This is a genomic window from Sporosarcina sp. G11-34, from assembly GCF_026931025.1.
The window spans coordinates 64,299-89,770 of the sequence record NZ_JAHNZW010000008.1; the positions used below are offsets into that span (position 1 = coordinate 64,299).

Sequence of the window (25,472 nt, forward strand, 5' to 3'; positions counted from 1 at the left end):
CTATTCGTCACTTTGTTGAATCATGTCGTGAATATACCTTGCTTGTTCATAGTCAGGCTCAAGCGTAAATGCTTCTTTAAGATGCATAAGCGCATCTTCTTTACGATCCGTCGAAACTGCATACAAGAAGCCAAGGTTATAATGAGCATCCGCATTTTTTTCATCACTTGCGAGTATAAAACGGAATTCGTCTCCTGCCTCAGTGAACATTTCCATATTCGCTAAAATAATGCCATAAGATAAACGAATCTCAAGATCCTCAGGCGCTAATTCTGCCGCTCTTTGCATATAAGGTAGGGCAAGTTTTACTTTATCCATTCGTTCAAGGCTTTTAGCCAACATGAAATACGCGTCTGATTGGTCGATACCTTTACGGATAGCTGTCTCATACAATTTCGCTGCTTCTTCATATCGTTCTTTATTATAATAAAGATTAGCGAGTCCGTAATAGGCCGTTCCCGCTTCGGGATCTAGTACAATTGCCTGTTGGAAAAAGGGCTCTCCTTTTTCAGCGTCACCGAGTGAAGCAAACACATTTCCAAGATTTATATAGCCGACTGCATCTTTTGGTTCTTTTTCGATTGCTTGCATAAATGCCTCAACCGCTTTTTCATAAGCACCTTCTTGCAAAGCTTTTATACCTATTTCGTTGTATTCCATCTATATATTCCCCTTACCCTACATAATCAAGTTGTTTGCCATTTTTAATAACTGTATCGATTGTTCCGCCTCCAAGACATTCGTCTCCGTCGTAAAAGACAACTGCTTGGCCTGGTGTAATTGCACGAACCGGTTCTGCGAATCTTACAATTGCAGTGTCATCACCTGTTAACTCAACTGTTACTTTCGTGTCCGATTGACGGTAACGAAATTTAGCAGTACATTGGAACGTTTTTGGCAATTTACGCGCTGTTGCAAAACTAATATCGACCGCTGTTAGACTATCCGAGAACAGGGCATCGTTATGAAAGTTTTGCTCTACTAGAAGTACATTCTCTTTTAAATTTTTTCCAACAACAAACCACGGCTCTCCGGCTCCGCCAATTCCAAGACCATGACGCTGTCCGATTGTATAATACATAAGTCCATCATGCTGACCCATCGTTTCGCCCGTCATTGTTTTCATAGCGCCCGGTTGTGCTGGAAGATATTGACCTAAGAACTCTTTGAAATTTCTTTCTCCTATGAAACAAATTCCTGTTGAATCTTTTTTCTTCGCAGTAGATAGACCCGCTTCAAGCGCCAATTCACGAACAATCCCTTTATCAAGGTGACCAATTGGGAACATTACTTTCTCTAACATTTCTTGTGTCAATTGATTGAGGAAATACGTTTGGTCTTTGTTTTCATCTTTCCCCCGGAGCATTGCAACACCGCCGTCAACTGGAACAACTTGTGCATAATGACCTGTCGCAAGATAATCTGCACCGAGACTCATTGCGTGCTCCATAAATGCTTTAAATTTAATTTCCTTATTACACATCACATCAGGGTTTGGCGTACGTCCAGCTTTATATTCTTCTAAAAAGTACGTAAACACTTTGTCCCAATATTGTTTTTCAAAGTTAACTGCATAATACGGTATTCCTATATCATTACAAACATTAATAACGTCTTCATAGTCTTCCGTTGCGGTACAGACACCAAACTCATCTGTATCATCCCAATTTTTCATGAATATACCGATAACGTCATAGCCTTGTTCTTTCAGTAAAAGTGCAGCAACCGAAGAATCGACGCCACCCGACATGCCGACGACGACGCGTGTTTCTGATGGTGCTTTTGTTATTTTCATTGTTTTTCATCCTTTATATATGTCATTTCACAAGTCGACTGACGATTTCTGCCGTTTTCTCCGCGGCTTTTTCAATTAATTCATCATCAAGTCCGAGTCCAAAACTGAAGCGGACTGAATTACGAAGCTGCGGTGCACCTTCTCCGAACATTGCAGTAAGTACGTGGGAAGGCTCTAGTGAACCTGCCGTACAGGCGGATCCGCTAGAGACACAAATGCCTTCCATGTCAAGATTGACAAGAAGGGATTCAATATCCGTTCCCGGAAAGCTAACATTCAAAATATGTGGAAGCTTCACGGATTCCATTGCATTTACTTCATAAGTTAAGCCTTGATCATCAAAGATAGACGTTATCTTTCTGGCAAACTCCTTATATTTGACTCCGTTTTCTTCCATCGTATTTCGAGCAATAGTCACCACATCTGAAAAGGCAACGATTGCCGGCACATTCTCAGTACCAGCACGGCGTTTCCTTTCTTGCTCACCGCCGTACATCTGAACGGATGTATCAATTCCTTTTCGTTGATAAAGAAACCCGACACCTTTCGGGCCATTTAATTTATGTGATGAAACCGATAATAGATCAACACCTAGTTCTTCGACATCGAGTGGAACTAGTCCGTACGCTTGAACAGCATCCGTGTGAAAGATTGCTTGGTGATTTTTAACCACTTTGCCGATTTCTTTGATTGGTTGTATCGTTCCTACTTCATTATTCCCAAACATAATTGAAACGAGAATGGTTTGATCCGTGAGTGCCGCCCGAACTTGTTCAGCATGAACCCGACCGTTTTTATCTACTTCTAAAAATGTAACGTCGAATCCGTCTAATTCAAGTTGTTTACAAGGATTTAGCACGGCGTGGTGTTCGATATTCGTTGTAATAATATGATTGCCTTTATTTTTCATTGCGGTAACTGTTCCAAAAATAGCAAGATTGTCGGCTTCTGTTCCTCCCGATGTAAAAATAATTTCAGAGGGCTCCGCATTGACAGATTGCGCCATCGTTTTCCGCGCACTATCCAACCACTTTCTTGCTTCCCTTCCATAACTATGAATACTCGAAGGATTGCCAAAAATCGCTCCAAGAAGTGTTGCATATTTTGCCGTTATATCTGGGTGTATTGGTGTTGTCGCTGCATGATCTAAATAGATTGGTGTCATAGTAAAACTCCTTTAAATATAAAACATATATCCGTCTGGATGGGGCGTTGCTTCCGATTTCATCAAGTCTTCAATTGTAGTTGTATCCAGTACATCGCGCACTGCTTCAGCAATTCGTTTCCACAGTTCGCGCTGTGGTATGTCGGCATCTTCAAGCCCTTCTACAAATTGAATGGGTCCTTCAAGTACCCGAATAACATCCCCAGATGTAATTTCAGCAGGTGGCTTCGCAAGCATATATCCACCGTAGGCCCCACGGACACTTTTTACAATTCCGTTATTACGTAATGGTGGTATTAGTTGTTCCAAATACGCTTCAGATAATGATTGCTCTTCGGCGATCTGTCTTAGTGGGATAGGACCTTCCCCATACTTCGTTCCAAGCACAACGACAATCGTTAATCCGTATCGACCTTTTGTTGATATTTTCATAATTTATAACCCCGTCCTTTTCACAATTGCTTCAAAATATTATAACACATGCCTTCACAAAAAGTGTAGGCTACTGTTCAGCCCCAACAAGCATAAATTAACTTGATACGAAGTATACTCCGCCCTCCTAGAAATGCTTTCCATGCACATAATGTGTATAATAAAGGAACGAATGTACGGAAGAGGGGATTATTTTGAGAAATGAACCATTGGCGTACCGTATGCGACCAACAACAATTGAAGAAATAGCTGGACAAAAAGAAATTATAGGTGAAAATACTGCCTTGTACCGACTCATAAAGAACGGCCATGTTCCGTCGATGTTACTTTACGGCGAACCCGGAATCGGAAAAACTTCGCTTGCCCACGCAATAGCTGGAACAAGTAGTCTTCCCTTCATCGCCCTAAACGCTACCGTCTCTGGTAAAAAAGACGTCGAAGGGGTTGTGGCAGAATCGAGGATTACGGGGAAAGTATTGTTATTTCTTGATGAAATTCATCGCTTCAATAAATTACAACAAGATACGCTACTTCCACATGTCGAAAATGGGGCAATCGTTCTTATTGGAGCCACAACCGAAAACCCCTACCATGACGTGAACCCGGCGATACGTTCCAGGTGTGGGGAAATTAGACAGCTAACGAGATTGGAACCCGAAGATTTATTAAGCTTGCTAAATAGAGCACTTGAAGATGAAGAACGCGGACTTGGGAAGATGACCATTCGCATTTCGAAGGATCAATTGCTATCAATTGCCGAAGGCGTTAACGGCGATGCACGAAAAGCCCTTAACGTTTTAGAATCGATAGTCAACGCAAGTGATGAAGTGGATGGCGAAACAGTTGTTGAAGATTGGTTAATTGAAAACTTACTCGGTCGAATTGGACTCTTTGGCGATAATAAAGGGACACATTTTTATAATTTATTGTCCGCGTTACAAAAGTCAGTCCGCGGAAGTGATGTGAACGCGTCAATTTACTATCTTGCACACTTACTTGAAACTGGGGATCTTGTTGCCGTGTCAAGAAGATTACTAGTTATGGCTTTATATAACCTTCCTCAGGGAGAATTAAAAACATTACCCATACTTAGTTAAGAAGCCGTTAGTATCAATAGATATTGAAGGCTTTTTTAATTCCCCAAAGCTTGTTTTATAGGGGGATATGATTTAATATTAACATATAAAGTTTTTCAAGTTAGATAGGTGTTTGTAAATCGATTATTAAAGTACCAAATATGTTCTTATAGAAGGTTTTCGATATTTTTAATAAAAAACAGAATATTACTAACCATAATAATATAGAAATATGGGTGCCGTCGCAGATGTAAGAGTTCAGTTAGATATCTCCTTTGGCGCTTCTATTTTATATAGGGATAAGCAAGTCACTTATAAAGGGGGAATTTGATGCTAACTGACTATGAGTATTTTGTTAGAGAAACAAAAATCAAGCTGATTGAAGGCAATGTTAGCGAAGAAAGAGCTGTTATTAATATCGGTATTAGGAACAAAGTCGATGGAACAATTGCGGCTTCCCCACTAACTGATTTTATTATTAAGCATTATGAATCAGCAGGCAGTAGATTAAATACCAGTAAAGCGCCAGCCGATTTAATAGTAAGGTTCTTAAACTTTGTTAATTTGAAGATTGAAGAAAATGACATGGACTTTAAGGAGCTAAGACACCTAGGAATCCGAGGACTAAACCTCCAACATGGTAGTAGATTTTTAACCCACCAAGCAATTACAAAGGGCAACAAAAGAGAAACGATAAAGTATTACGAAAATTACCTAAGTGATTTTTACCTCTTTTTACATACACAAGGTTTAACGAATGGCTATTCAATTATAAATGGAAAAGTAATGACTCGCTATGGCGAAAGAGAAAAAAGATATGTCAACTTCAATGATGCGCCAGAGCCACCGATTAGACCTACGAAAAATCAAGTTCAACAAAGCTTCAAAAAACTCAAGGATTTTGGGGGGAATCGCTTGACTATGGTTAGCGAATTTATTGGAGTTGCCAACAGTTTATATCCCGAAATCGCTCTTGGTATTGCATTCATGTTCTACGGTGGATTAAGACGTGGTGAAGTTATTAACCTAACAAGGGATAGTGTTAGATATAAGCAAAACTCACATTGCATTGTAGAAATTAGAAATCGAACAATGCTCCTATTTCCCCATATAAAGAACAATTCTAAAAACCAAGTCAAGATTGAGAGAGACCAGATTATACTGACGAACCCTATTATCGACGCTCTTTATGAATCACAATTAAAATTTCTATCAAAGCGAAAAGCAAACAATCCAAATGCCTTATTCGTTAATCGTGATGGTAATCCTATCACAGGAAAGAGTTTCGAAGACAAATTCAACAAAATTCGAGTCGAGTATGAGAAAGTACTAAGTAGAAAATTAGACCGTAGGGCGGATTACGAATATATAAAAGGTGTAAGGTGGTCGAATCATATTGGACGCGGCGTATTCACTAACTTTCTGTTGTCAATCGGCACTCCACTGACAGAGGTTTCAATCGCTCGTGGCGATAGTAGTCCAGAATCCTTACTTGCTTACATCGAGGAGTTAAACGCTCAAGCCGCTCTAAGAAAAGGCTCAGAAATTATAGCCGAAATCTATAAAGACTACAAAGAACGCATTGCAGAAGAAAAGATAAATGGCACTGCCATATCAAAGGCTTTTGAGAAAGGAGTTTCAACCCTTGCCCCACAATACATCTCAACATTCAAAGAACTTTATACAAAAATCGTCTGAACCGCATGACTTAGTTTCACTAAATCAAATCAGGACAAATTCTCAATATAACCACGTTAGAATGACTCACGACAAACTTTATAATCTCGAAAAAAATGGTCACATTAAAATACATCAAAATAAAAGAGGCTATAACTATGTCTCTTTATCTGAGTTGGAAAAGATTGTTCAACAAGAAAAGAATGAAGCCATAACTGTCGTTACAGTAAATACATTGGAGACCGATATCCAGTACAAACATCATAATTTGCATTGGAACAAAACAAAATTGTTAATTGAGAATGGTGAGCTAGAGGAAGTTACGACTATCAGGGGATTTAAAGCGGTAACCCTGACTTCTTTAAATTCATATTTAAAGAGACTACAAGAAAATGCTACTAAATATATACCTGAAAATGACAATAAATATATATCTAAAGATAAGTTTAGAGAGTCTAAAAAGTATAAAGACATACTTAGTAGAGGATTTTTTGATTTCGCTTTAAAAAACGGAGTCGAGTATGAAAAAAGAAATAATACTATTTTATTAAATATCGAGTCTTTCGAATCCTTTATCGCTGAATTTAATACAACTTGGACTCCCCTTCAGGAGACGGCTCTTAGTTTGGATACTACAGAACAAATATTGCAAGAGTTTATTAAAATGAACAATATTAAACCACTTAGGCTGAATAGAAAAATACTTTTCAATCTTTCTTCTTTTGAAGTCGCTTTTATAGAATTTAGCCAAGAAAAACAAAGAATCAAAGAAGAAAATGAAGCAGCCGCACAAGCAGAGAGTGATGCAATAAAGGAAAAACAATTGGCTAAGCAATTAATTAATTTGCAACAAGCGATTGCGATGTTGCAAAAAGCCAAAATCCCGATTGATAATGATAGCGATTGTCTATCTCTTTGCAAAGCAAGTAATATTACATTGGTTGATTTTCAAGAAGAAATCTGTGTAAGTTCCGATGCTATTAAAGAATTAGCATTAAAATACGTAAAAGTTCCAGTCATTGATGAAGAAGCACTCAGGTTTTGCACTACAAATAATATCGAATTAATCATCTTGAATGAATTGAATTTCAGTCTTATAGAAAAGTTCTCATTTGAAGCGTATAAGCAACAATTCTACTATTCTACCGAAGAGGCTATGTTTCAATTGGGTGTTAGTGTAGCCGTTTTCAAGAGAATTAGAAAATTCCTCATAAAAAACGAACATATTCTTAAGCCCCCTCTTCGGGGGAAAAGCTATTACCTTAAATCTACTATTGGGGACTTAGTTAAGATGCAAAACACTATTTTTAGTGATTGGCTCTCTCCCGAATTAGCCCATAAATTTTTCACTGTGAAAATGCTTGATTACTACACCCTCAAAATGAAAAGAATTGAACGCATCGAAATACCTGTCCTAGCAAGGAATTATGCACCTACGGGAAGGTATCTATATAACAAAAAAGATGTTCAGAACTTGCACCTGGAAATCGAACGAAACCAACAATTCGATAGTCTCGATATCTCGGCACCCGCCCTTGTTTTGGACATAGCTATTAATGAAATTTATAATCTTCAGTTCCAGCCAACGGCTTTAAAGACCGCTGAAATTTGGTTTTACTTCGCTAAAAAAGAATTATTAGAAATGAATCGCAGTGAACATGCGACAAGAAGTTATATCAAACAGTTCATATTCTGCACAGAACTATTAATTCAAGCAACTGCAGACACAAAGAAAGAGATATTTAACTTTTCTTCAAATGAAATGAATATGTATTTCATGGGACCAAAGGATATCCCTAAAGATTATAAGAGAATTTTTTATAAGTTCATTCAAGTTTTGTACAACCAGTTGGATAACCTTGCAAAGTCAGTTGGAAAAAAAGCTTTTAATATAAATAATGTGATTAATATTACTGATATCCAAATTATAAAAAAAAGAACAAAGGATATTTATCCATTTTCCCACTATCTTCAACTATACGATTACGCAAATGATATATCTTTTCATAAAAAAAAGGCAATTGATGATGCTCGAAAAAATATACAAGGACAAAACTGTTCTCGGTATGACTCAATGTGGTTATTTATGCTTGTTAATCTAAACAACCCTTGGAACCATGGAGAGATTACCCTTTTACCTAGCATTGACCTATCTAGAACAAAAATAAAAAGCTTAGATTGGCTTGAAAACAACAGTATTGATTTACAGGATGCTAAATCAATATTAACGCAATATAGTTTATGGGATTCTAAACGTTTAAAAACCGGTGTACAACAGAACTTTCACATTTCAAGTGAATTACTAGAATCATTTGCTACAGCCGCAGCCATCTGTAAATTAAGAAATGACCAAGAAAATGTCCCGCTTATTGATAAGCTTATAGACTTCAAAACGTCTTCCCAAAAACTTAAACATACTCATAAACCATATAAAGAATTTTTTATTGGTTTTAATTCCGATTTTCGATATGAAAATTTAAAACTGGCAAGAAGCATCATTTCATATAAACATGTTATATTAACAGAGTTTCTAGAACCGGATGATGAATCCTTGAAACATGACAGAGGACATACTGAAATGGAATCGACTAACGTCTATGTTCAACTCCCAAAGGAGCATGTAGACTTTTTAAGCAAACAATTGTTTTCAAGAGGGTTTTTCGGTAATGTTTATCATAATCTTTCGAACATATTTTATGGCGAAACAAAGGACAGAGCAGTACAAACAGACAGGATAGTTGCTCTTAAAGACCGTTTTGGCAGTGCTTTAAGAATAGAGGGTGTATCTGGCGTTATAAATGAACTTGCCTCGGAACATAACGCAGTACGTGAAATTATCTATGGTTTGGACACTGATGCTGTTGCATCCATTTTCAATAAAATAAATTGCAATACCCTAACGGCAAAAGAAAAAGACTATCAATGTTTAAACTACCCGAAAGGATGCTTATATCCAGGTAGAAGTTGTTCGAAATGCCCTATATCTATACCTACTTACTTAGCAGTAATGAGAATAGTAGATAACATAATGACAACTATGCACGAGATAAAAAATACATTTGATGGAGCCAACACTCAGGAAAGAACAGTTCTAGCGAACAATTTCCATCAACGTTTATTAGATTTCGGTGCTTGCATTTCACAGTTCTCGGAGTACGACGAAGAAGAAGTTTACAATCTTATTTCCATAGAGAGAGAAGATTTTATTTCCTTATTATCCTCTCTTCCCAATTATCAACAATATATTTCTTATCAAAAGAGACTGGGGATAGAACCTTGAGTAACTATGCATTAGCTTTTGAAGATATTTCTATAGAGTCGATTTCGGATGAACAATTTGATTTAATGCAAAGTGTATATGAAGCAAAATCCATTTTAAAAAATCTAGTCAGCGATGATTTATATGATTCCCGATTAAGGTTAGATTTTGATAAAGATGTCTGGGTAGTACCTAACAATAAGGGTGGTACGATAATTTTTAACTTTAACAATTTAGAATCTTTACTAGCTAACAGCCCATTCAATAAAACCGAAAGCATCAAAAGGATAAAATGTTGGATAACCTCACGATTACGTTCACATTCATCTGAACATGCAAGAGCCCTTTATAGAAGACTACTTTTTGCAATAGAAAAAACTGATTTCTTTCTCAAAGATAATTCCGAAGACTTCGCCGAATTCTTAAGAACAACAACCGACCATAGCAATCATGAAAAAGTTGCAATAATTCAAGTGACTTTAAACTACTTAGATTTCAACCTACTTAGCGATTTATTTGACGCGTATGATAAAAATTTTTACGTAATTTCAAAGTCACTGAAACCTGAAGATAATCGCAGAAGCCTGCCCCCTGTAAAAGAAGTAATCACTTTCTCTATGTGGTTAGAACATTTTTACAAAGATGAGTTTGCGAAAGATAAAGTTAGTCCTTTACTTATTCGTTTTTATCCTGTAATTATTTGGTGGAAACTAACTAGTATAATCCCGCTACGCCCATCAGAATTTTGCAAAATAAAAAGAAATGCTTTAAGGACTGTAAACGAAAAATACTACCTTAAACTTCCAAGGGTAAAGAATAAGAAAAACACACAAATAATTACTGATATTCTAATCAGTAAAGAATTAGGGGACATCATAAGTAATTATATAGAACTAACAAATGAATTCGGAAGAACTGATACTTTAATATCGTATCGCTCTATTAACTCTACCTACTCAAGTCAATACCAGGATAATACGAAATTCACGAAATTTGATTTTAATGTCTTTAACTATTCCGATTTGCAGTACGCAATTGACTTATTCCATGATGAAATTCTAGCAAATAAATATAATGTTAGCGTTATACCCCTTCCGAAAGATAGACCTGACCAAGACAAGAAGACTTATGAAATAAGCAAGAGAATTTCACCTGGAGATACGCGTCATTTAGCGATTTTGTCACTAATTAACCAGAAATATCATCCTATTGAAGTAGCAAGACTAGCGGGACACTCAACTTTGAATTCTTATTTTCATTATTCAAATCATAAAGCTTACTGGGTTGACTTAGAAGTCCAAAAATTAATGTATAAGTTTCACAAAGAGAAAAGCAAAAGTTATGAGAGTAATGTTGAAAAACAACAAAGCCTTTGGTCCGAAATTTCTAATAGGGCGTTACTAAAACCCCCTACTAGTGAGTTTCGAGAAAAAAAGGAACTTGGTTACTGCACCGATAATCTAAAAAGGTGTTTCACAGATTGCGTGTTTTGTAATCATTGGCGAATTTCTACTGAAGAATTTAATGAAAACCAGCATCTTATCCAAACAAAAATATCGCAACAGAAGCAGGAAGCAAACGGTTTATTAACTGATATTTTAAATACAATGCAGGCATTTAACGTTGATGAATTTGCGGCGATAAATCCCGATATTAAAAATGCTTTGGATGAAAAACTAATGATGTTGGATGATGCTATTCAAAAAGTTGCAAAGATGGGTTTGATTGAGGAGGCAAATATAACTAATGACTAATAAAAAGGTAGGTCCCCCTAAAAAGACTTATTCAGAAAGTATTCTTAAACAAATCATTTATGAATATAAGTCTTATGAAAAACCGAACGGGAATATCAGCTATTCTTCCGTTTGGAATTATGCGAAGAATATCTGGTATGAAGCTCAAAAGGATAAGGATTTTGCTTCTAATGAATTAAATGACCTTAAAAAGTATACTTCCGAGGATTTATGGAGAAAAAATAACCGGAAAACAGGCGAACCGAATCCTGGCAAAGGATTAATTGATGATACGAACAAAATAAAAGGGTATTTTATAACTGATTCGAAAAATAAAAAACAACAAATCCCCAATGTCGAAGATACTGTTTATAAATTACACTCGAAAGAAGATATTATTGAATCTTTAAAACCCTTGGAAAAACTGTGCTTAGACTTTATTGAAAAGGAGTCAGTTTTATCTGCTGAAATGGTAAAGTTGAAAGCAGATTTAGAGTACTACAAGAATAAATCCGAGAAACAAGAAGAAGCTATTTTTCAACTAGCTAGGTATGGTCGCTCAAATGAAGGATTATTAAAGAATGTGCTGAATACCGGAACAAGTAAGAGCAAATTAGTCGCAGACGCACTGGAAAATATATTTATTAATCCTATGGAATTTCTTTATGAAGAGAATAAAAACGAAGCAATATCCGAAAATGTTATAAATATTGCTGAAAGAAAGAAGAATCTTACTGACACCTACGGTTTGTAAAGTAAAGAACTAATTCCTATGGGCACCCTTTTTCCGTACTCTATTCTCTTCTATATTAATATTAAGATTTTAAAGCGCAAAGGAGTAAATTGTATGAGACATAAACCGTTAGCATTCGGAATGCAACCCAAATCGATTGACCAAGTAATTGGTCAAAAGCACCTTCTAGATAAGGGTAAACCTTTATACGAAATGCTAACAAAAGGACGTCTTTCGTCCATAATTTTGTATGGCATTCCCGGTATAGGTAAAACATCTATCGCTAGTGCAATTGCCGGGACAGCAAAATTGACGTTTCGGAAGTTAAATGCAGTAACAGATAATAAAAAGGACCTTGAAGCCGTAGTAGCCGAGGCTAAAATGATACGTAGCACAATAGTCCTTTGTGTAGACGAATTGCACAGGTTTACCAAAACACAAATAGAATTCCTTCTTCCATATATTGAAAGCGGGTTATTGGTTCTTATCGGATTAACTAGTGAAAACCCTTATCACAATATAAATCCAGCTATACGTTCAAGATGTTTAATATTTGAACTCACCTCTTTATCCGAGCAAGATATTAGATTTGGACTCCAAAGAGCTTTAGATGACAAAGAGAACGGTTTCGGTAATCTTGATATAGAAATAGAAGAGGAAGCATTAGGCGCTCTCGCTAACAGCTCGGGAGGCGATATGAGGACTGCTTTGAACAACTTGGAGCTAACATACCTAATTTCTTCTGACATCGACAGTGGTGCGGCTAAGATAAAATTTGATGACGTTAAAAACGCCGTACAAAGAAACAATCTTCATATTGATAAAGATGGAGATGGTCATTTTAATACATTAAGCGCTTTTCATAAATCTATGCGCGGCGGAGATGTTGACGCATCCTTATTGTACTTGGCTTTGTTATTAGAAGCTGGAGACCTAAAAGGAATATATCGACGTATTATTGCGGTAACATATGAGGATGTGGGTCTGGCACAAAGCTTAGGTGAAAGGGTCATGGCAGGAATTAACGCGGCAGAAATGGTGGGCTTGAAAGAAGCTAGGATACCCCTGTCGAACTTAGTAATTGATTTATGTTTGTCCCCAAAATCAAATCATGCTTTAAAAGCAATCGATAGGGCTATAGCAATTGTGCGTTCGGGGCGTAAGATAAATATCCCTAATAACTTAAAGGACGCCCATTATAAGGGCGCAAAGGAACTTGGAAATGGGATAAATTATAAATATCCTCATGACTACCCTATTGGCAAATTTGGAGGTTGGGTCGCTCAACAATATTTACCAGATGACTTAAAGAATATTAGGTTTTATAAGCCAGATGAAATTGGTGAAGAAGAGAGATTAAAAAAACTTAATGACAAATTCAAATCCGAACAATCAAAAATAATAAATAAAAACCAAAACTGAAAGACGATACTTAAAAAAGTATCGTCTTTCAGTTTCAATATTACTTTATTTCAGCACTAGTTATAGCACTTTCCGGAATTTGGACATTTAGACTTTCCTGATTTCCTCTTCTAAATGGGTTAGTCGCTGCCAGAAATACTTCACATCTGTTTTTAACTCAAATAATGCGCTATCTGTATCATATTCCCGATACTTTACCAGCAATTTTATTATTTCGAACAAATCCTTTTCGTTTTCAGTTAGTTTTTTATCCCCAAGCTCTTCGACAAGACCGTTTAATTGAAATGATAAAATCATATTCTTCCCTCCACCCCACTGTATAATATTCACTCCTATAAAACTCAAAGAGGAATTTCTCAAGAAGAGCTAGCATTTAAAAGCGGTCTGGATAGAACATATATTAGTCTACTGGAACGTGGCAAAAGGAAACCAACAATTAATACGATTTTTGCTATTTCAATACCCCTAAACGAAAGACCGAGTAAATTAATAAAAGAAGTAGAAGATTTATTGTCTTGTGAAAGTAATAAGGAGTAATGCCGGCATTGAATAATTGGTCATAAAAGACCAACTCTATAGTTATAGTCACTACTACGATTACCCCTTTCAACGACCAAAACAGCCTCGGTTATAGCATAACGGGTTGGGTTACTGGGGAGAAAACCGCTATTGACAGTGTAAATATCATACTAATGGGCATATGTTTCAACAGCAAATTAACAATATAAATGGCAAATAAAAACGCTCAGATTTCTGAGCGTTTTTTGACGTATATTTACTATCCTTATTTTACTAAAGCACCCGTTAGTTTAACAAGCTAATCACTATAAAAGTTTTGACATATAATATTCATCAACAAATTCGCCGTCAATGTAAAGCGAATCTCTTTTTGTTCCTTCAATATCAAATCCCATTTTTTTATATAGCTTCAATCCAGCTTCATTACGATTTACAACGGATAATTCTAATCGATGTATACTATGTTTCGTTGCCCACTCCTGTAATTGTTTAAATAGTTTTGTCCCTAACCCCAGCCCCCTATATTCACTTAAGATGCCAATAACAAGATATACGGAATGTTTGTTTCTTTTGGCATTGCCTCCCATAGCAAATAGGTATCCAACTAATTCATCATTCTCTTCTGCTACAAAAATAGTTGAATTACCTTCTTCTTTCATAACTTCTATCCTTTTTCTTTGTTGTTCAGGTCCAGTGTTTCGTTCACCTGATTCAAAAAGCATATATTGTGACTCTCTTTCAACTAGCTTAATTAATTTTACTAACCTTTCAGCATCATCAGGTTTTATTTCTCTGATTAACATTGGAATCCCCCATTCGATTTTTCATTATTATACAATATCTTATTGAACTAACCTGCTTCGTTAGTTTAAGCATACTAGAAGAATTTTGTCATTCAAAGAAGGATATTGAAATAAAAAAAGCACCAAACTCTGTTTGTCTATCTACAATACCCTAAAAGCCTGAAAATCTTTGGCAACAACAAAAGATTCCCCAAAAGTAAAGATTTTGTATTTGGTCCTTTCTTTAGTAGAAAATTCAATTATAGATGTTTTATAGCCGTGACCTGACAAAACCTTACCGTGTACCTTTATTAAATTAACTGGTCCTTTACTAAATAACCCTTCTCCTTGTTTTAATAAACCGACTATATCTTTATTGTTATGATTGATATTTAAATACTGTTCTAGAGGTAATTGACCGTTCACAATGTTTGAATGAGTACAAAACAGTTCTCCAATGACTTGGTTAATATCATTAGAATGTCCCTTAATAAACAAATCTGCTGAGCTATTATTGTATTCCCATAGAAAAATGTGTTCATCTAAAACGTCAAATTCTTCAAAGAAATCGACGTTTAATTTATGGCTTTTAAAATCTGTGCAGGTAACTTTCCATAATTGTAATATTTCATCATCATCTTCATAAGTGGCTTGAATAGTCAGTATTAGTTCATCATCTTTTATTTCTATTTCATCTAAACTTAGATATACATCACCTGAAAATTTACCATCCTGTAAAGCCTTTGAAATCTTAGATAACATAAATCTTTCACCACCACATTTTATTTGTTGAGACTAATATAGAATATATTCAAGAGAAAATTGGTGGAATCCTTATTCAACTAAACTGCTTCTTTAGTTGAAGAAGAAAAAGGTGCTTAACCCCTAATGGAAGTAAAGCACCCGTTAGCTTAATAGGTTACTTGCTAAAACAAAGAAGCATTGACAGATAAATATAATGCAATATCTCTAATCTTTTCATCAGTCTCAGCTTCAATTCTTTCTCTTTCTTTCGTATATGAGTAAATCGTATCGCCTTGTATTAAATGGTCAGAAAGATTTAATAAACTTATAGAACTCTTGTTAAATTTATTAGCCACTGCTAAAGTCGTTGCGGTTTCCATATCTACACCAAAATGTCCATTTAATGCCCAATCATTTACTATATCCTTTGTTTCAAGAAGCATCGCACTTGTTGAAAGGACAGAACCTGTCACATATTTATATCCTTTTTTCTCACAGTAATCAATCGTTGCATTTACTATCCTTTCATCAGATTTAACTGACTTGTTATTTGGTAAATACCATTGTGAAACACCATCATTCATTTCAGCCTCAGTAACTATCAAAATATCTCCATAATTTACATCAAAGGACAAACCACCAAAATATCCTGTTTGTATAAATAGCTCTGTGCCAATAGAAGCAAATTGATGAATAATATTTGTTGCCATTGGACCTCCGTAAACATTCGCAAAGCCTATATTCTTTTGATTATACTTTCCTATAACAGCATTCCACTTTGGTAACAACATTTCATTTTTAAGCGTTTCTTTCCACAATTTTAAGTTCTCTTCATGATTCCACTCTCCATGTATAATAAAAGAGGTAGGAACTTTATTTTCATCTATCCCAAGTGCATCCAACCAATCCAGCTTGGTAAATTCCCCATATAACTTCATTACATCATCTCCTCATTCTCCTGCACTCATAAAGTAAATTATTACGTTAAAATCATTTCAAATGGCGGGCAATTTTTAGTGTTCTTCTTCAACTAACCTGCCCCGTTAGTGAAATAAGAATTTTTGTTCGTTTTCTGTTTCAAATTCAAGTATTAGCTTTCAAGGGTAGCCAACGATATATTCTCTTCGTGTCATTTCTTCAATTTCATTATTTTTAATACTATCAACTGTAAACATAGGCTATTCACTTGTTAATATAAGCTCTCGCGAATTGACATCATAAATTTTATAACTAATTTCAAACTTATGGTCTTTTGTAACTGTCACCTCACAATGGTAAGGGATTGACTCTCCATAAGCATCAAGTGCAGGAATATGGTTAAAAGTAAACCAATCACCTGTATCAAGCATTTCAAAGGTCGATTCTGTAGAACGCCCTGATGAAATTATTTCGATGGTGCAGTCCCCGCTGACAACATCATATTCCTTTAGTAGTATGTATTTAAGACTTGGTAGAGTAATCACTAAAAGAAAAACACCAAATAAAAGAGCTCCAATGGTCTTGACTACATTTAGTAATGTAAAGTCCTTTTCAACGTACATAAAACCAAATATAAGTGCAGCCATTAGAACTGACAAAGCCCCTACTATTAACATAATATAAAACATTTTTTCACATCCCTATAACGATTTAATAATTATATTTACGTGATTTTATTCATAATGGTTTCATTTTAGAAAATCTAGAAAGTATATTTTCTAATGTTTTCATGCTCTCTTATTGAACTAACCTGCCCCGTTAGTTCAATAAGAAAGATTATTATTTTTCCTCTTCATCGCATATATCTTCTGCAATCTGCTTTATACGCTCTATTGTTATACCTTCTCTTTGTTCCATAGCTAAGGTATGTTCAGTTGGTTCTAACTCAATATAAGGACTTACTCCAACCGAACGAGTATGAACCATTGTTTTTAAATTTGTTGTTTCAGGATAACAAGGAATTGAAGTTGATAACCAGCCAAACATTGGCTCTAGTTCTTTTTCTCTTCCTTCCACTTCCCAATAATCATTGGTTTTATTGAAGTTTACTTCGCTTAATGAAACCCAGACATCCCAATTAAATGGTCCCTCCCCATCAATTACAGGAATCTCGATACATCCACGAATAAAAAAATACTCATCGTCAATAATGCACAAATCTTCATTCATCTCTATTCGGCTTTCTTGTTCTTCTAATGGTATATCGTAACCATAATCAGGAACAGGACTTCCATAACTCATTGGAAGTTCATCGTGATACTTTCCGCAACATCTACATAAATACCCTTCTTGACAATTGCTCATTATATAATCCTCCACGAAAAAAAGTTTCTTCTCAATAGTAACCCTAAAACACAATAAAGAATCAATAAAGTTTATTTCTTGAACTAACCTGCTTCGTTAGTTTAAGTGAACACTTTCACAATCCTGAATTTATTTTAACATAAATATCCAGTGCAAAATATAGAGGGAAACCAATTCTTACCATTCATTAACGATTAATCAACCCTTTCCTTTAACAGAGCCTTTTTCAAAATCATTAAGAACTGAAGTTTTTAGATTTAGCACAGAATAAAAACGCCCTAATAAGGTTGCACCGGCTTCTGTATCTCCCTTTTCAAATTGCCGATAACACTGAGAGAACAGTATCAATTAATTTAATTACTAGCCCAACTTAATATCATTTTTTACCCCCCCGCAAACAGGACAGTTTTCAACAGAATATTTGTATCTACTTTCATACAACTGTTCGCTTGTAAATGAATATCTTAGACTTACTTCTTTCCCCGCTGCCAATACTTCATCTCCTTTGCCTTTCCAAGAATTAGCGGATTTCCATTTACTTTACCGTAAAGTGCTTTAATCGCTAAACAAGTTGCTAAGATAGACGTTTGAAAAGCATCAATCGAGACATAAGAGCGTATATGTTCTAGGTATTCTTTCTATAAGTTTTGTTGTTTGGTTTTGTTGCCTGTTTTCGCACCATAGAGATACATCGTTCCCCAATTTTTAGAGCATAAATAAGACATAGCCACATAGTGGTGATAAAGTATTCCTATGACACCATTTATTTCATCACGTTTAGAAGAGGGGCGATTTATTGAGTCGAATAAAAAGATTTTTGAAGTATAAGGGATTTCCATATGTTAAAACGCTATTTAAAAACAGGGCAAAAATTAAAATTCCTTCACTTTTTTTATTTGCTGGGGTGGGACTGTTAGGAACGGACTATTGGAATTATATATTTTGCTTTTTAACAAAAGCTACATCAACTTTTACACCATTAGATATTGGCGTTTCTATTACAACCAAAGTGGTTGGTCTCGCTTTAATTGTTTTTGCTGCTTACTGGGCGCATCGACTTATGGCAAATAATCAAAAAAACAGCCAGGAAAAAGCAATAGTTACAGTAAAACAGTTTTCAATTGATTCTAGCGAGAAAAATTTCATTTCTAGTAAACCTAAAAAAGTCCAGTATATTCACTTAGACCAAAGACGGCTTGATGGCGAGTCTAGGATGGAGTGGATAAGGCGAAGTATAATTCAACAGAAAGAGATTATCAACGATACTCATTATGTTGTAGAAAGATGGGACCAACCGACCCTTCATTATGAAGGATTAGCTCACATTCCTTTTGTCTTTTTGCTTGGATATCAATTGTCAGACAAAAGAAAATTACTCTTTTTAGAATGGGACGAAAACAAAAAAAAGTGGGGGAAACTACCTCAATCAATTGAAGGAAATTATCCGCCATTAGAAATGTACGAGAAGGTAAACGAAAGTAAGCAAGAAGCAAAAGATGTTACTATATTGGTCTCTCTTACAACAGAAATACACCATTTCCAACTAGAAGGAATGGATGCTTACAACTACAATCACTACCATCTTAAACTTAGCAATTGCAAACGCCACGCCATAGTGTGTTTAGACCAACTTAACGAGTATAAAGAACAGTTTAGAAATCTAATAGATAATATTAAGCCTGATTACCCCCGATTAAAAAGGGTTCATGTATTTATTTCTGCCCAAACATCACTTGTATTTAACTTAGGAAGCTCATTAAACCGTAATGATGCAGAATTTTGGGTTTATAACTTCGAAATAAATAGCACAATTCAATATCCATGGGGATTAAGAGCACACAAGAATATATCTAAAGACAAACTAAATGAACAAATAAATATTATTATGGGGGAAGAAAATGCGTGATTTACATTCAACAATGTTAAAGTTTCATAATGATGAAGTAAAACTATCAGAGAGTGAAAAAAGCCGTTTAACCGGTTTTAAAGACATCAACATTAAGCGTCTTAAGGATGGTCTGGCTGAAATTAATAAGGAAAAAAGTAAAAACTACTTTTTGGCTGACCACGTTGTTCAAGGTAGTGTCTCCATGAGAACGGTAACTCAAAACGATGAATACGATTACGATATTGATGTGGCTGTTATTTTTGATAAAGAGAATCTTCCAGCATCTGCGCTTGATAGCAGAAAGCTTGTGGAAGAAGCACTTGCAAAAAAATGTACGAAATTTGTGAACCCGCCGAAAGCTGGAAAAAATGCTGTACGTGTACAATATCAAGAAGGGTATCACATTGACTTTGCTGTATATCGAAGATTCAAAAACGAGCATGATGAATATGATTATGAACATGCAGGACCCATGTGGAGTAAACGTCACCCAAAATCAATTCGTGATTGGTTCAATACAAGCGTCGCTACTAACAGTCCAAATCCAGATAATGATTGGGTTACTGTCGAGAAAAATCAAATGAGAAGAATTGTTCGTATATTTAAGATGTTTTGTCGCTCCCGAAGCAACTGGAGTTTACCGGGCGGGGTCATTTTGTCCACGTTGGTCCAAGAATGTTATGTTCCACACAACACACGAGATGACCAATCCCTTTACGATACCTTAAATGCAATTAAAAACAGAATTATTTTGTCGAACAACGTAGATAATCCTACTGATTCAACCCTTTCTCTTACATCCAAAGAAAGCCACAGAAAGAAAGTAACGAAATTAAAAGATTACCTAGAAGACAAACTGAAATATTTAGACGTTCTTTTTAAAACAGATTGTACAGATGAACAGGCGAAAAAAGCATGGGGGAAATTTTTTAAGAATACCTATTGGTCTGATAGTATCCAAAAAAGTGCAGCTACAGAAAGCGCTCATTTTGCTAGCCAATACCCTGAATCTTATTCTCTTGATGTTAGGTTCCAAATGTATAGTGAAAACCAGATTCACCCAATAACATACAAACAATCAAGAAAAGGTAAGCAACTTAGTCCTAAAATGAGTAAACTGATGTTTGAAGCGATTCACAACGTTCCTGCACCTTACGAGATTTTGTGGGAAGTTAATAACTCAGGTGATGAAGCTACCGAAGCCGCACAATTATATCATCAGAGGAGAAAACACTTCAGTGAGGGAAACTACAACTGGGAATCTACTGCTTTCAAAGGTACCCATACGATGACTGCTAGTATTGTAAAGAACGGACATACAGTTATCAAGAGGACGGTTGAAGTTCAAGTTATATAAGATATTATAGAACACTTGAATGTTATTACTTCAGAAAAATCTTTAATAAAATCTTCAAGTATTTGTTGAGCATAATCCTGGTTCTATCTGTGAGGGGTTTGCATTGTAGGGGTTCTATTTTGAGAGTATTTATGCTAATATTTTCCTATATCTAAAGTGAGGAGGTAATTTTTATGACAAACGATAACCAAAATAGCAAACCAAAAATTGTAAGAATGGCTGATGCTGCGGATATGATAAATCAATTGCGCACAGTCATTGATGTGACTGATGATAGTAAATACACGGTTGATGAATTGCGTGACCTTATGATTGAAAACAACAAGCACATCGCTGAAAAGAATGGCATTGTTGCACTAAGCACAAAGCAAATTTACGAAGCACTCACAGAAAACGAACTAAAAAAACTTGTTGAAGAAGAGGTTCTTGTTCCTAGCGTTTCTCATAGTAAAACATACTACAAAATTTAAGTAATTTTAGGGCAAGCCTTCCTTATAAAGAGGCTTGCCCTTACTTACCTCCCATAGACCTCTTCGTTAAGACAATAGTCTTAACGAAGAGGTGGATTGTTTATTATCATACAAAGTATATTAAACCTGTTCCTTACAAGTAGACTCCACACTAGAGTGACAATACAATTAGTAACGGATTATCCCTAATACTAGCAAAATTGTAGTTGTAGTGTAGCTATATAAACCGTTTTATTGCAACACAAAAAGGAGCTCATGAGCTCCTTTACTTGAACTAAAGCACCCGTTAGCTCAAGAAGGATATTTAAATTTAATCAAATTCTAAAGGTATTTTATCGATATCCGAGACATCTTTATGTTCGTATCTTACCACTTCAAAACCTGGTATTTGTAAAGTTATTGTATCGAAACCATAAGGAGGCATCATCGGTCCTTTATAAGTAACAATTTGGATTGTTATGTTGTACTTATCATCAATTTCATTCCAAGTAATATCAGTTATTCTCTCAGAATCAAAAAGCCTTTCCTCACCAAGTTGCTGTTTCAGTTGCAGTAGAGAGCTCAAGCACATCGCCCTTACTTGTCGTCGTTCAATACTGTCAGAACCACGTCTACAACTATGTGTGTTGATGACACTGCTTATTGGCATATCTTATCGATAGGGTGGACTATTTTATATAAGCGTTCATTTTGAGGCTTATTTCTTCAAAATAACTCTCTTTATTATAAAAAACTAAAAAAGGTTGAATGGAATAAGAAAGAAAGTTAGTTGCGATTCCTAATGCCAATCCACTACCATCCTTATCCCTTAAACTAGATAAACTGATTTTTTCATCTTCTATAATAATCTGTCTAGAAGCATTCGATGAATGTACTTCTTGAGATAATGACGAATATGGAATGTACTCGCGAACTAAATTCAAGCTGCTAGATAGCTGCTTAATGCTTGAGAAGCCTGTCCTAAGGGTATACCAAGTTATATTCATATCTTTGTATTGCCTCTTCGCATTATCTATTTCAATTCTTACGTCTATAAACTGAGAATTTTTTTTCAAGCGTTGAATTGTATTTTGATATTTTTTTTTATTACTATAAGCAGACGAAACATTTTTCTGCAATTCATTTATCTGATTTTTAAATTCAGCTACTTTGGACTCAACAACATTTATTTTATTATTATAGTCCTCGATATATTCGTCATAAGTATTTAAAATTAATTGCATTTCATGAGGAATCTCTTTCAAAATTTTAGAAAGACCTTTATGGGTAATACACTTATTTTTTTGTGTATTGTAAAAGGCAATATCCATCTTGAATGCTTGAATATTATCCTCTCTCCGTTTTATATATTTCTGCAATCCATCAATGTGATAATCTAATTCACTCAAACCTTTTGTTGCAGTATTTCTCTTGTCATAGTAATAGTAAGATAGAGACCTAAAGTCTGTATCCTTTTCAATCATAAACATAAAGTACCAATAGTTCTCTATTACACTTCTAGATAATGACAAAGCCGGTTCGCCGGATTCTTGTTCATACAATATATTAATAGCATCTATTTTTTCTATGATTTTACGAAATAAAAGTAACGGCATTACTTTTTCTATAGGAGCATTCCCATCGGTGTCAATTAATTCTGAAAAAATCTCTTGAATTATTTCCTCCATTTTATTCACTAAATATTTTTCCTTCCTCATACTTATTCCCCTTTTAGCATTTTAGTGTTTTTATATTCCTCGTACACTAGCCATTGTATATTATTTTTATATAAACCGTCTCCCGAAAGACATATAGAATCATTGTATATGAACGAGCTAGTATGACTTCTACTTAAATTAAACAGTTTATTCTACGAAATATCCAAAAGGACAGTTAGACCTGCCCCTGAATCACATAAAACACCCATATGTATTTGTAGTAAATCTCCTGAGTAATCTCTCTCAAAGGCAGCTATTTTATATTGTACAGTTACAAGTAATCATCAAACCAGGATATTCTTCGCTTAACACCTTCCAGATTGAATATACAGTATTATCTGATATTTATATGATATGATTAATATAACATGTATGTCCACATCCCGTTATCGAAGCTAATACCATTAACGTTTTTTCCACCAAATTTAATTATTTTTAAAAACTAAAATTCGCTTGGAGAGTGATATCTTCGATGGTAAGAGAGAATGCTATTTTAGATGAGATAGAACAGGAACTAATTAGTGAGATTGAAGGAAGCCTGGACCAAAATGAAAGTTTAGATTCTGATGACGAGGAACTTGAGAAACAAAGACAAGAGAAAGCCCAAGCACTATGGACTGATGTACAAAACGGTAATGATAAACATTTAATAACCAGAGTAGCTTCCATTTTGAATAGGTATCCTGATACAAGAAATTCGGATATAGCACTGCAAATAAAGTATTGGCAAACCTATGATGGTATTGTAGGTAATCAGATTACGTTAAAAAAATTATTTGAAATAGAAAGGTTAACATCAATAGCTAGAAGCAGGGCAAAAATACAAAATGAATATAAGTTATTTAGGGCAAATGAAAAAATTCGACGTTATAGAAGAGATGAAGAGGAAATTCAAAAAGAGATACAACTAAGTAACACCCCACCTGCTCCAATTATTTCTATCTATGTTGATGAAACTGGAAAAAATGATGATTATGTAATTGTGGGTGGTGTTTGGGTTTTGAAAGAAGAACACAATAATAATCATCTCTCTAAGCTTATAAATTGGGTACATGAAAGGATGGAACAAGACAATACTTGCCCAAAAGAGTTTCATTTCTCCAAAATACGAAACAACGGAAGGGACCTAGCTGTATATAAAGACTTTTTCGAGTTTTTTATTCAGAACTCTGAAATGGCGAGCTTTAAAGCTATTGCAGTAAAAAGTTCGATGCTGAACAAGCCCATTGATGAAATTATTAATGACTTGTTCTATCAACATGTACGATTAGGAATAGAACATGAAATTGGTACTAATAGAATTTCCTTTCCACAGCAAGTGGTTTACTTCAAAGATTCGGAAGCAGGAGAAAGCTCATTAAGAATTAAAGAAATCGAACAGTCTTTAACGGATTCATTTAAAATTCAATACGAAAGTAAACTTACATTAAACTATCTTCAATCTGTAGATTCTGCTACCTCAAGGATGATTCAAATAGCAGATTTATATGCAGGAGCACTAAACAGAAAGCTGAATGTGCAAAATCAACAACAAGACATTAGAAATGCTAAAGATGAATTTGCTGACTTTATCTATGATTTGTTGGATGTAGAAGTATTCCACCATTCTGTTGAAGATATCTCAACCGTCTTCAACGATGTGCAAAATGACATGGCTACAATACATGTATTTGAGTGATGGTACGGGAATTTATGCTAACTACTTGTTGGCTTTTAACAACAATATGGTTATTTCCGAAATCTTAAACTTTCAAAATCAGCCTACATTCCATGTTATATATATCCAATATTACAATATAAACACGACAACCATTGCCCCGTTGGCAAATAAGAAAAGGGGATGCCGCAGCAACCCCTATCTTAAACAAAAGCACCCGGAAGTAAGTTACTCCCCAATAAAACATGGGGAGTAATTCGTATAAATCAATAACCCCATAACCCTTTTAATAATCCCCCCATTTTTCAGGGATATAAATGGCTTACGAAGATGTTGGACTCGCTTCCCCTGAAGTCGGTCCCCACGTTCTTGCAGCAACTGAAGCGGCTGTCCGCCTTGGGATGCCCGAAGCACGTATTCCACTTGCAAATGCGGTGATTGAAATGTGCTTAGCGTCGAAATCCAACTCGGCTTATCAAGCATTTGACGCGGCAGTTCAGGCCATTAACGACGGCAAAACGGGTGACATTCCGATGCATCTTCGAGATAGTCACTATGCAGGGGCCGCAGTACTTGGTCATGTAGGATACAAATATCCACACGACACACCACTCGGATCATTCGGTGGTTGGGTAGACCAACAATATTTACCGGATAAGGTTGAAGGCACTGAGTTTTACAAACCCGTTATTGCCGGGGAAGAGGCAAAGCTTGCGGCGATATATGAAAGAATGAAAGAATTTCGGAAGAAGAAATAAATGAAGCTCCGCCCCCCTGCTGTGA

22 protein-coding genes and 2 pseudogenes are annotated in these 25,472 nt (G+C 35.4%); 12 read left to right on the forward strand and 12 right to left on the reverse strand.

The genetic code is table 11. The features are described from left to right. Genes KSU66_RS13010 through cymR form a run of 4 tightly spaced genes read right to left on the reverse strand, consistent with a single transcriptional unit; the run spans position 1 to position 3,392 of the window. Positions 1–660, reverse strand: coding sequence for a tetratricopeptide repeat protein (locus tag KSU66_RS13010; RefSeq protein WP_269051895.1), 660 nt, complete (start codon positions 658–660; stop codon positions 1–3). Positions 661–673: 13 nt separating this feature from the next. Further along, positions 674–1,795: a tRNA 2-thiouridine(34) synthase MnmA gene (mnmA, locus tag KSU66_RS13015; RefSeq protein ID WP_443028973.1), complete on the reverse strand. Its 1,122-nt coding sequence runs from the start codon at positions 1,793–1,795 to the stop codon at positions 674–676. A 22-nt stretch (positions 1,796–1,817) separates the two neighbouring features. Next, complete coding sequence (locus tag KSU66_RS13020) at positions 1,818–2,960, reverse strand: cysteine desulfurase family protein (protein WP_269051896.1); 1,143 nt, start codon at positions 2,958–2,960, stop codon at positions 1,818–1,820. Between the two features lie 12 nt (positions 2,961–2,972). Continuing rightward, positions 2,973–3,392, reverse strand: a complete 420-nt coding sequence (gene cymR / locus KSU66_RS13025) for a cysteine metabolism transcriptional regulator CymR (protein ID WP_269051897.1) — start codon at positions 3,390–3,392, stop codon at positions 2,973–2,975. A gap of 194 nt (positions 3,393–3,586) precedes the next feature. Here cymR and KSU66_RS21335 point away from each other — a divergent pair. The 6 genes and pseudogenes from KSU66_RS21335 to KSU66_RS13060 form a co-directional block, all read left to right on the forward strand. Next, positions 3,587–4,438: pseudogene (locus tag KSU66_RS21335) on the forward strand (AAA family ATPase); the annotation flags it as partial. Positions 4,439–4,798: 360 nt separating this feature from the next. Continuing rightward, positions 4,799–6,166 carry a site-specific integrase gene (locus tag KSU66_RS13040; RefSeq protein WP_269051898.1) on the forward strand — a complete coding sequence of 456 codons (1,368 nt, stop codon included), beginning with the start codon at positions 4,799–4,801 and terminating at the stop codon, positions 6,164–6,166. Continuing rightward, positions 6,069–9,425 carry a hypothetical protein gene (locus KSU66_RS13045; protein WP_269051899.1) on the forward strand — a complete coding sequence of 1,119 codons (3,357 nt, stop codon included), beginning with the start codon at positions 6,069–6,071 and terminating at the stop codon, positions 9,423–9,425. Before KSU66_RS13040 ends, KSU66_RS13045 begins: the two co-directional genes overlap by 98 nt. Next, positions 9,422–11,158 (forward strand): hypothetical protein, encoded by a 1,737-nt coding sequence (locus KSU66_RS13050; protein ID WP_269051900.1) that lies wholly within the window; start codon positions 9,422–9,424, stop codon positions 11,156–11,158. The genes KSU66_RS13045 and KSU66_RS13050 overlap by 4 nt, the downstream gene beginning before the upstream one ends. Next, the gene (locus tag KSU66_RS13055; RefSeq protein ID WP_269051901.1) at positions 11,151–11,891 is read left to right on the forward strand and encodes a hypothetical protein; all 741 of its coding nucleotides are present in this window, start codon (positions 11,151–11,153) and stop codon (positions 11,889–11,891) included. Before KSU66_RS13050 ends, KSU66_RS13055 begins: the two co-directional genes overlap by 8 nt. 93 nt (positions 11,892–11,984) lie before the next feature. After that, positions 11,985–13,292 (forward strand): replication-associated recombination protein A, encoded by a 1,308-nt coding sequence (locus KSU66_RS13060; protein WP_269051902.1) that lies wholly within the window; start codon positions 11,985–11,987, stop codon positions 13,290–13,292. Positions 13,293–13,379: 87 nt separating this feature from the next. Here the strand turns inward: KSU66_RS13060 and KSU66_RS13065 are convergent, their stop codons facing one another. Beyond that, on the reverse strand, positions 13,380–13,589 hold the full coding sequence (locus KSU66_RS13065; RefSeq protein ID WP_269051903.1) for a hypothetical protein: 210 nt from the start codon (positions 13,587–13,589) through the stop codon (positions 13,380–13,382). On the opposite strand from KSU66_RS13065, the gene KSU66_RS13070 reads away from it, so the two are divergent. Next, positions 13,590–13,829, forward strand: coding sequence for a helix-turn-helix domain-containing protein (locus KSU66_RS13070; protein ID WP_269052049.1), 240 nt, complete (start codon positions 13,590–13,592; stop codon positions 13,827–13,829). It abuts the gene before it with no gap. A 287-nt stretch (positions 13,830–14,116) separates the two neighbouring features. Here the strand turns inward: KSU66_RS13070 and KSU66_RS13075 are convergent, their stop codons facing one another. The 5 genes from KSU66_RS13075 to KSU66_RS13095 form a co-directional block, all read right to left on the reverse strand. Next, the gene (locus tag KSU66_RS13075; protein WP_269051904.1) at positions 14,117–14,614 is read right to left on the reverse strand and encodes a GNAT family N-acetyltransferase; all 498 of its coding nucleotides are present in this window, start codon (positions 14,612–14,614) and stop codon (positions 14,117–14,119) included. 141 nt (positions 14,615–14,755) lie between these two features. Continuing rightward, positions 14,756–15,355 carry a hypothetical protein gene (locus tag KSU66_RS13080; protein WP_269051905.1) on the reverse strand — a complete coding sequence of 200 codons (600 nt, stop codon included), beginning with the start codon at positions 15,353–15,355 and terminating at the stop codon, positions 14,756–14,758. Between the two features lie 164 nt (positions 15,356–15,519). Next, positions 15,520–16,275, reverse strand: coding sequence for a phosphorylase family protein (locus tag KSU66_RS13085; protein ID WP_269051906.1), 756 nt, complete (start codon positions 16,273–16,275; stop codon positions 15,520–15,522). A gap of 240 nt (positions 16,276–16,515) precedes the next feature. Beyond that, positions 16,516–16,944: a hypothetical protein gene (locus KSU66_RS13090; RefSeq protein ID WP_269051907.1), complete on the reverse strand. Its 429-nt coding sequence runs from the start codon at positions 16,942–16,944 to the stop codon at positions 16,516–16,518. A 151-nt stretch (positions 16,945–17,095) separates the two neighbouring features. Next, the gene (locus tag KSU66_RS13095) at positions 17,096–17,620 is read right to left on the reverse strand and encodes a DUF2199 domain-containing protein (protein ID WP_269051908.1); all 525 of its coding nucleotides are present in this window, start codon (positions 17,618–17,620) and stop codon (positions 17,096–17,098) included. Positions 17,621–18,416: 796 nt separating this feature from the next. On the opposite strand from KSU66_RS13095, the gene KSU66_RS13100 reads away from it, so the two are divergent. The 3 genes from KSU66_RS13100 to KSU66_RS13110 all read left to right on the forward strand — a co-directional run bounded on the left by KSU66_RS13100 (position 18,417) and on the right by KSU66_RS13110 (position 21,335). Then, complete coding sequence (locus KSU66_RS13100) at positions 18,417–19,526, forward strand: SAVED domain-containing protein (RefSeq protein ID WP_269051909.1); 1,110 nt, start codon at positions 18,417–18,419, stop codon at positions 19,524–19,526. Next, the gene (locus KSU66_RS13105) at positions 19,519–20,865 is read left to right on the forward strand and encodes a nucleotide-binding domain-containing protein (RefSeq protein ID WP_269051910.1); all 1,347 of its coding nucleotides are present in this window, start codon (positions 19,519–19,521) and stop codon (positions 20,863–20,865) included. The genes KSU66_RS13100 and KSU66_RS13105 overlap by 8 nt, the downstream gene beginning before the upstream one ends. Positions 20,866–21,038: 173 nt before the next feature. After that, positions 21,039–21,335, forward strand: a complete 297-nt coding sequence (locus KSU66_RS13110; protein WP_269051911.1) for a hypothetical protein — start codon at positions 21,039–21,041, stop codon at positions 21,333–21,335. 310 nt (positions 21,336–21,645) lie between these two features. Here KSU66_RS13110 and KSU66_RS13115 read toward each other — a convergent pair whose 3' ends face one another. Beyond that, positions 21,646–21,900 carry a DUF3888 domain-containing protein gene (locus KSU66_RS13115; protein WP_269051912.1) on the reverse strand — a complete coding sequence of 85 codons (255 nt, stop codon included), beginning with the start codon at positions 21,898–21,900 and terminating at the stop codon, positions 21,646–21,648. Between the two features lie 103 nt (positions 21,901–22,003). Beyond that, positions 22,004–23,032 carry a DUF5677 domain-containing protein gene (locus KSU66_RS13120; RefSeq protein ID WP_269051913.1) on the reverse strand — a complete coding sequence of 343 codons (1,029 nt, stop codon included), beginning with the start codon at positions 23,030–23,032 and terminating at the stop codon, positions 22,004–22,006. Positions 23,033–23,504: 472 nt separating this feature from the next. Between KSU66_RS13120 and KSU66_RS13125 the strand changes: the two genes are divergently transcribed. Beyond that, on the forward strand, positions 23,505–24,710 hold the full coding sequence (locus KSU66_RS13125; protein ID WP_269051914.1) for a DUF3800 domain-containing protein: 1,206 nt from the start codon (positions 23,505–23,507) through the stop codon (positions 24,708–24,710). Between the two features lie 296 nt (positions 24,711–25,006). Continuing rightward, a pseudogene (locus KSU66_RS13130) lies at positions 25,007–25,447 on the forward strand (replication-associated recombination protein A); the annotation flags it as partial. Positions 25,448–25,472 lie beyond the last annotated feature (25 nt).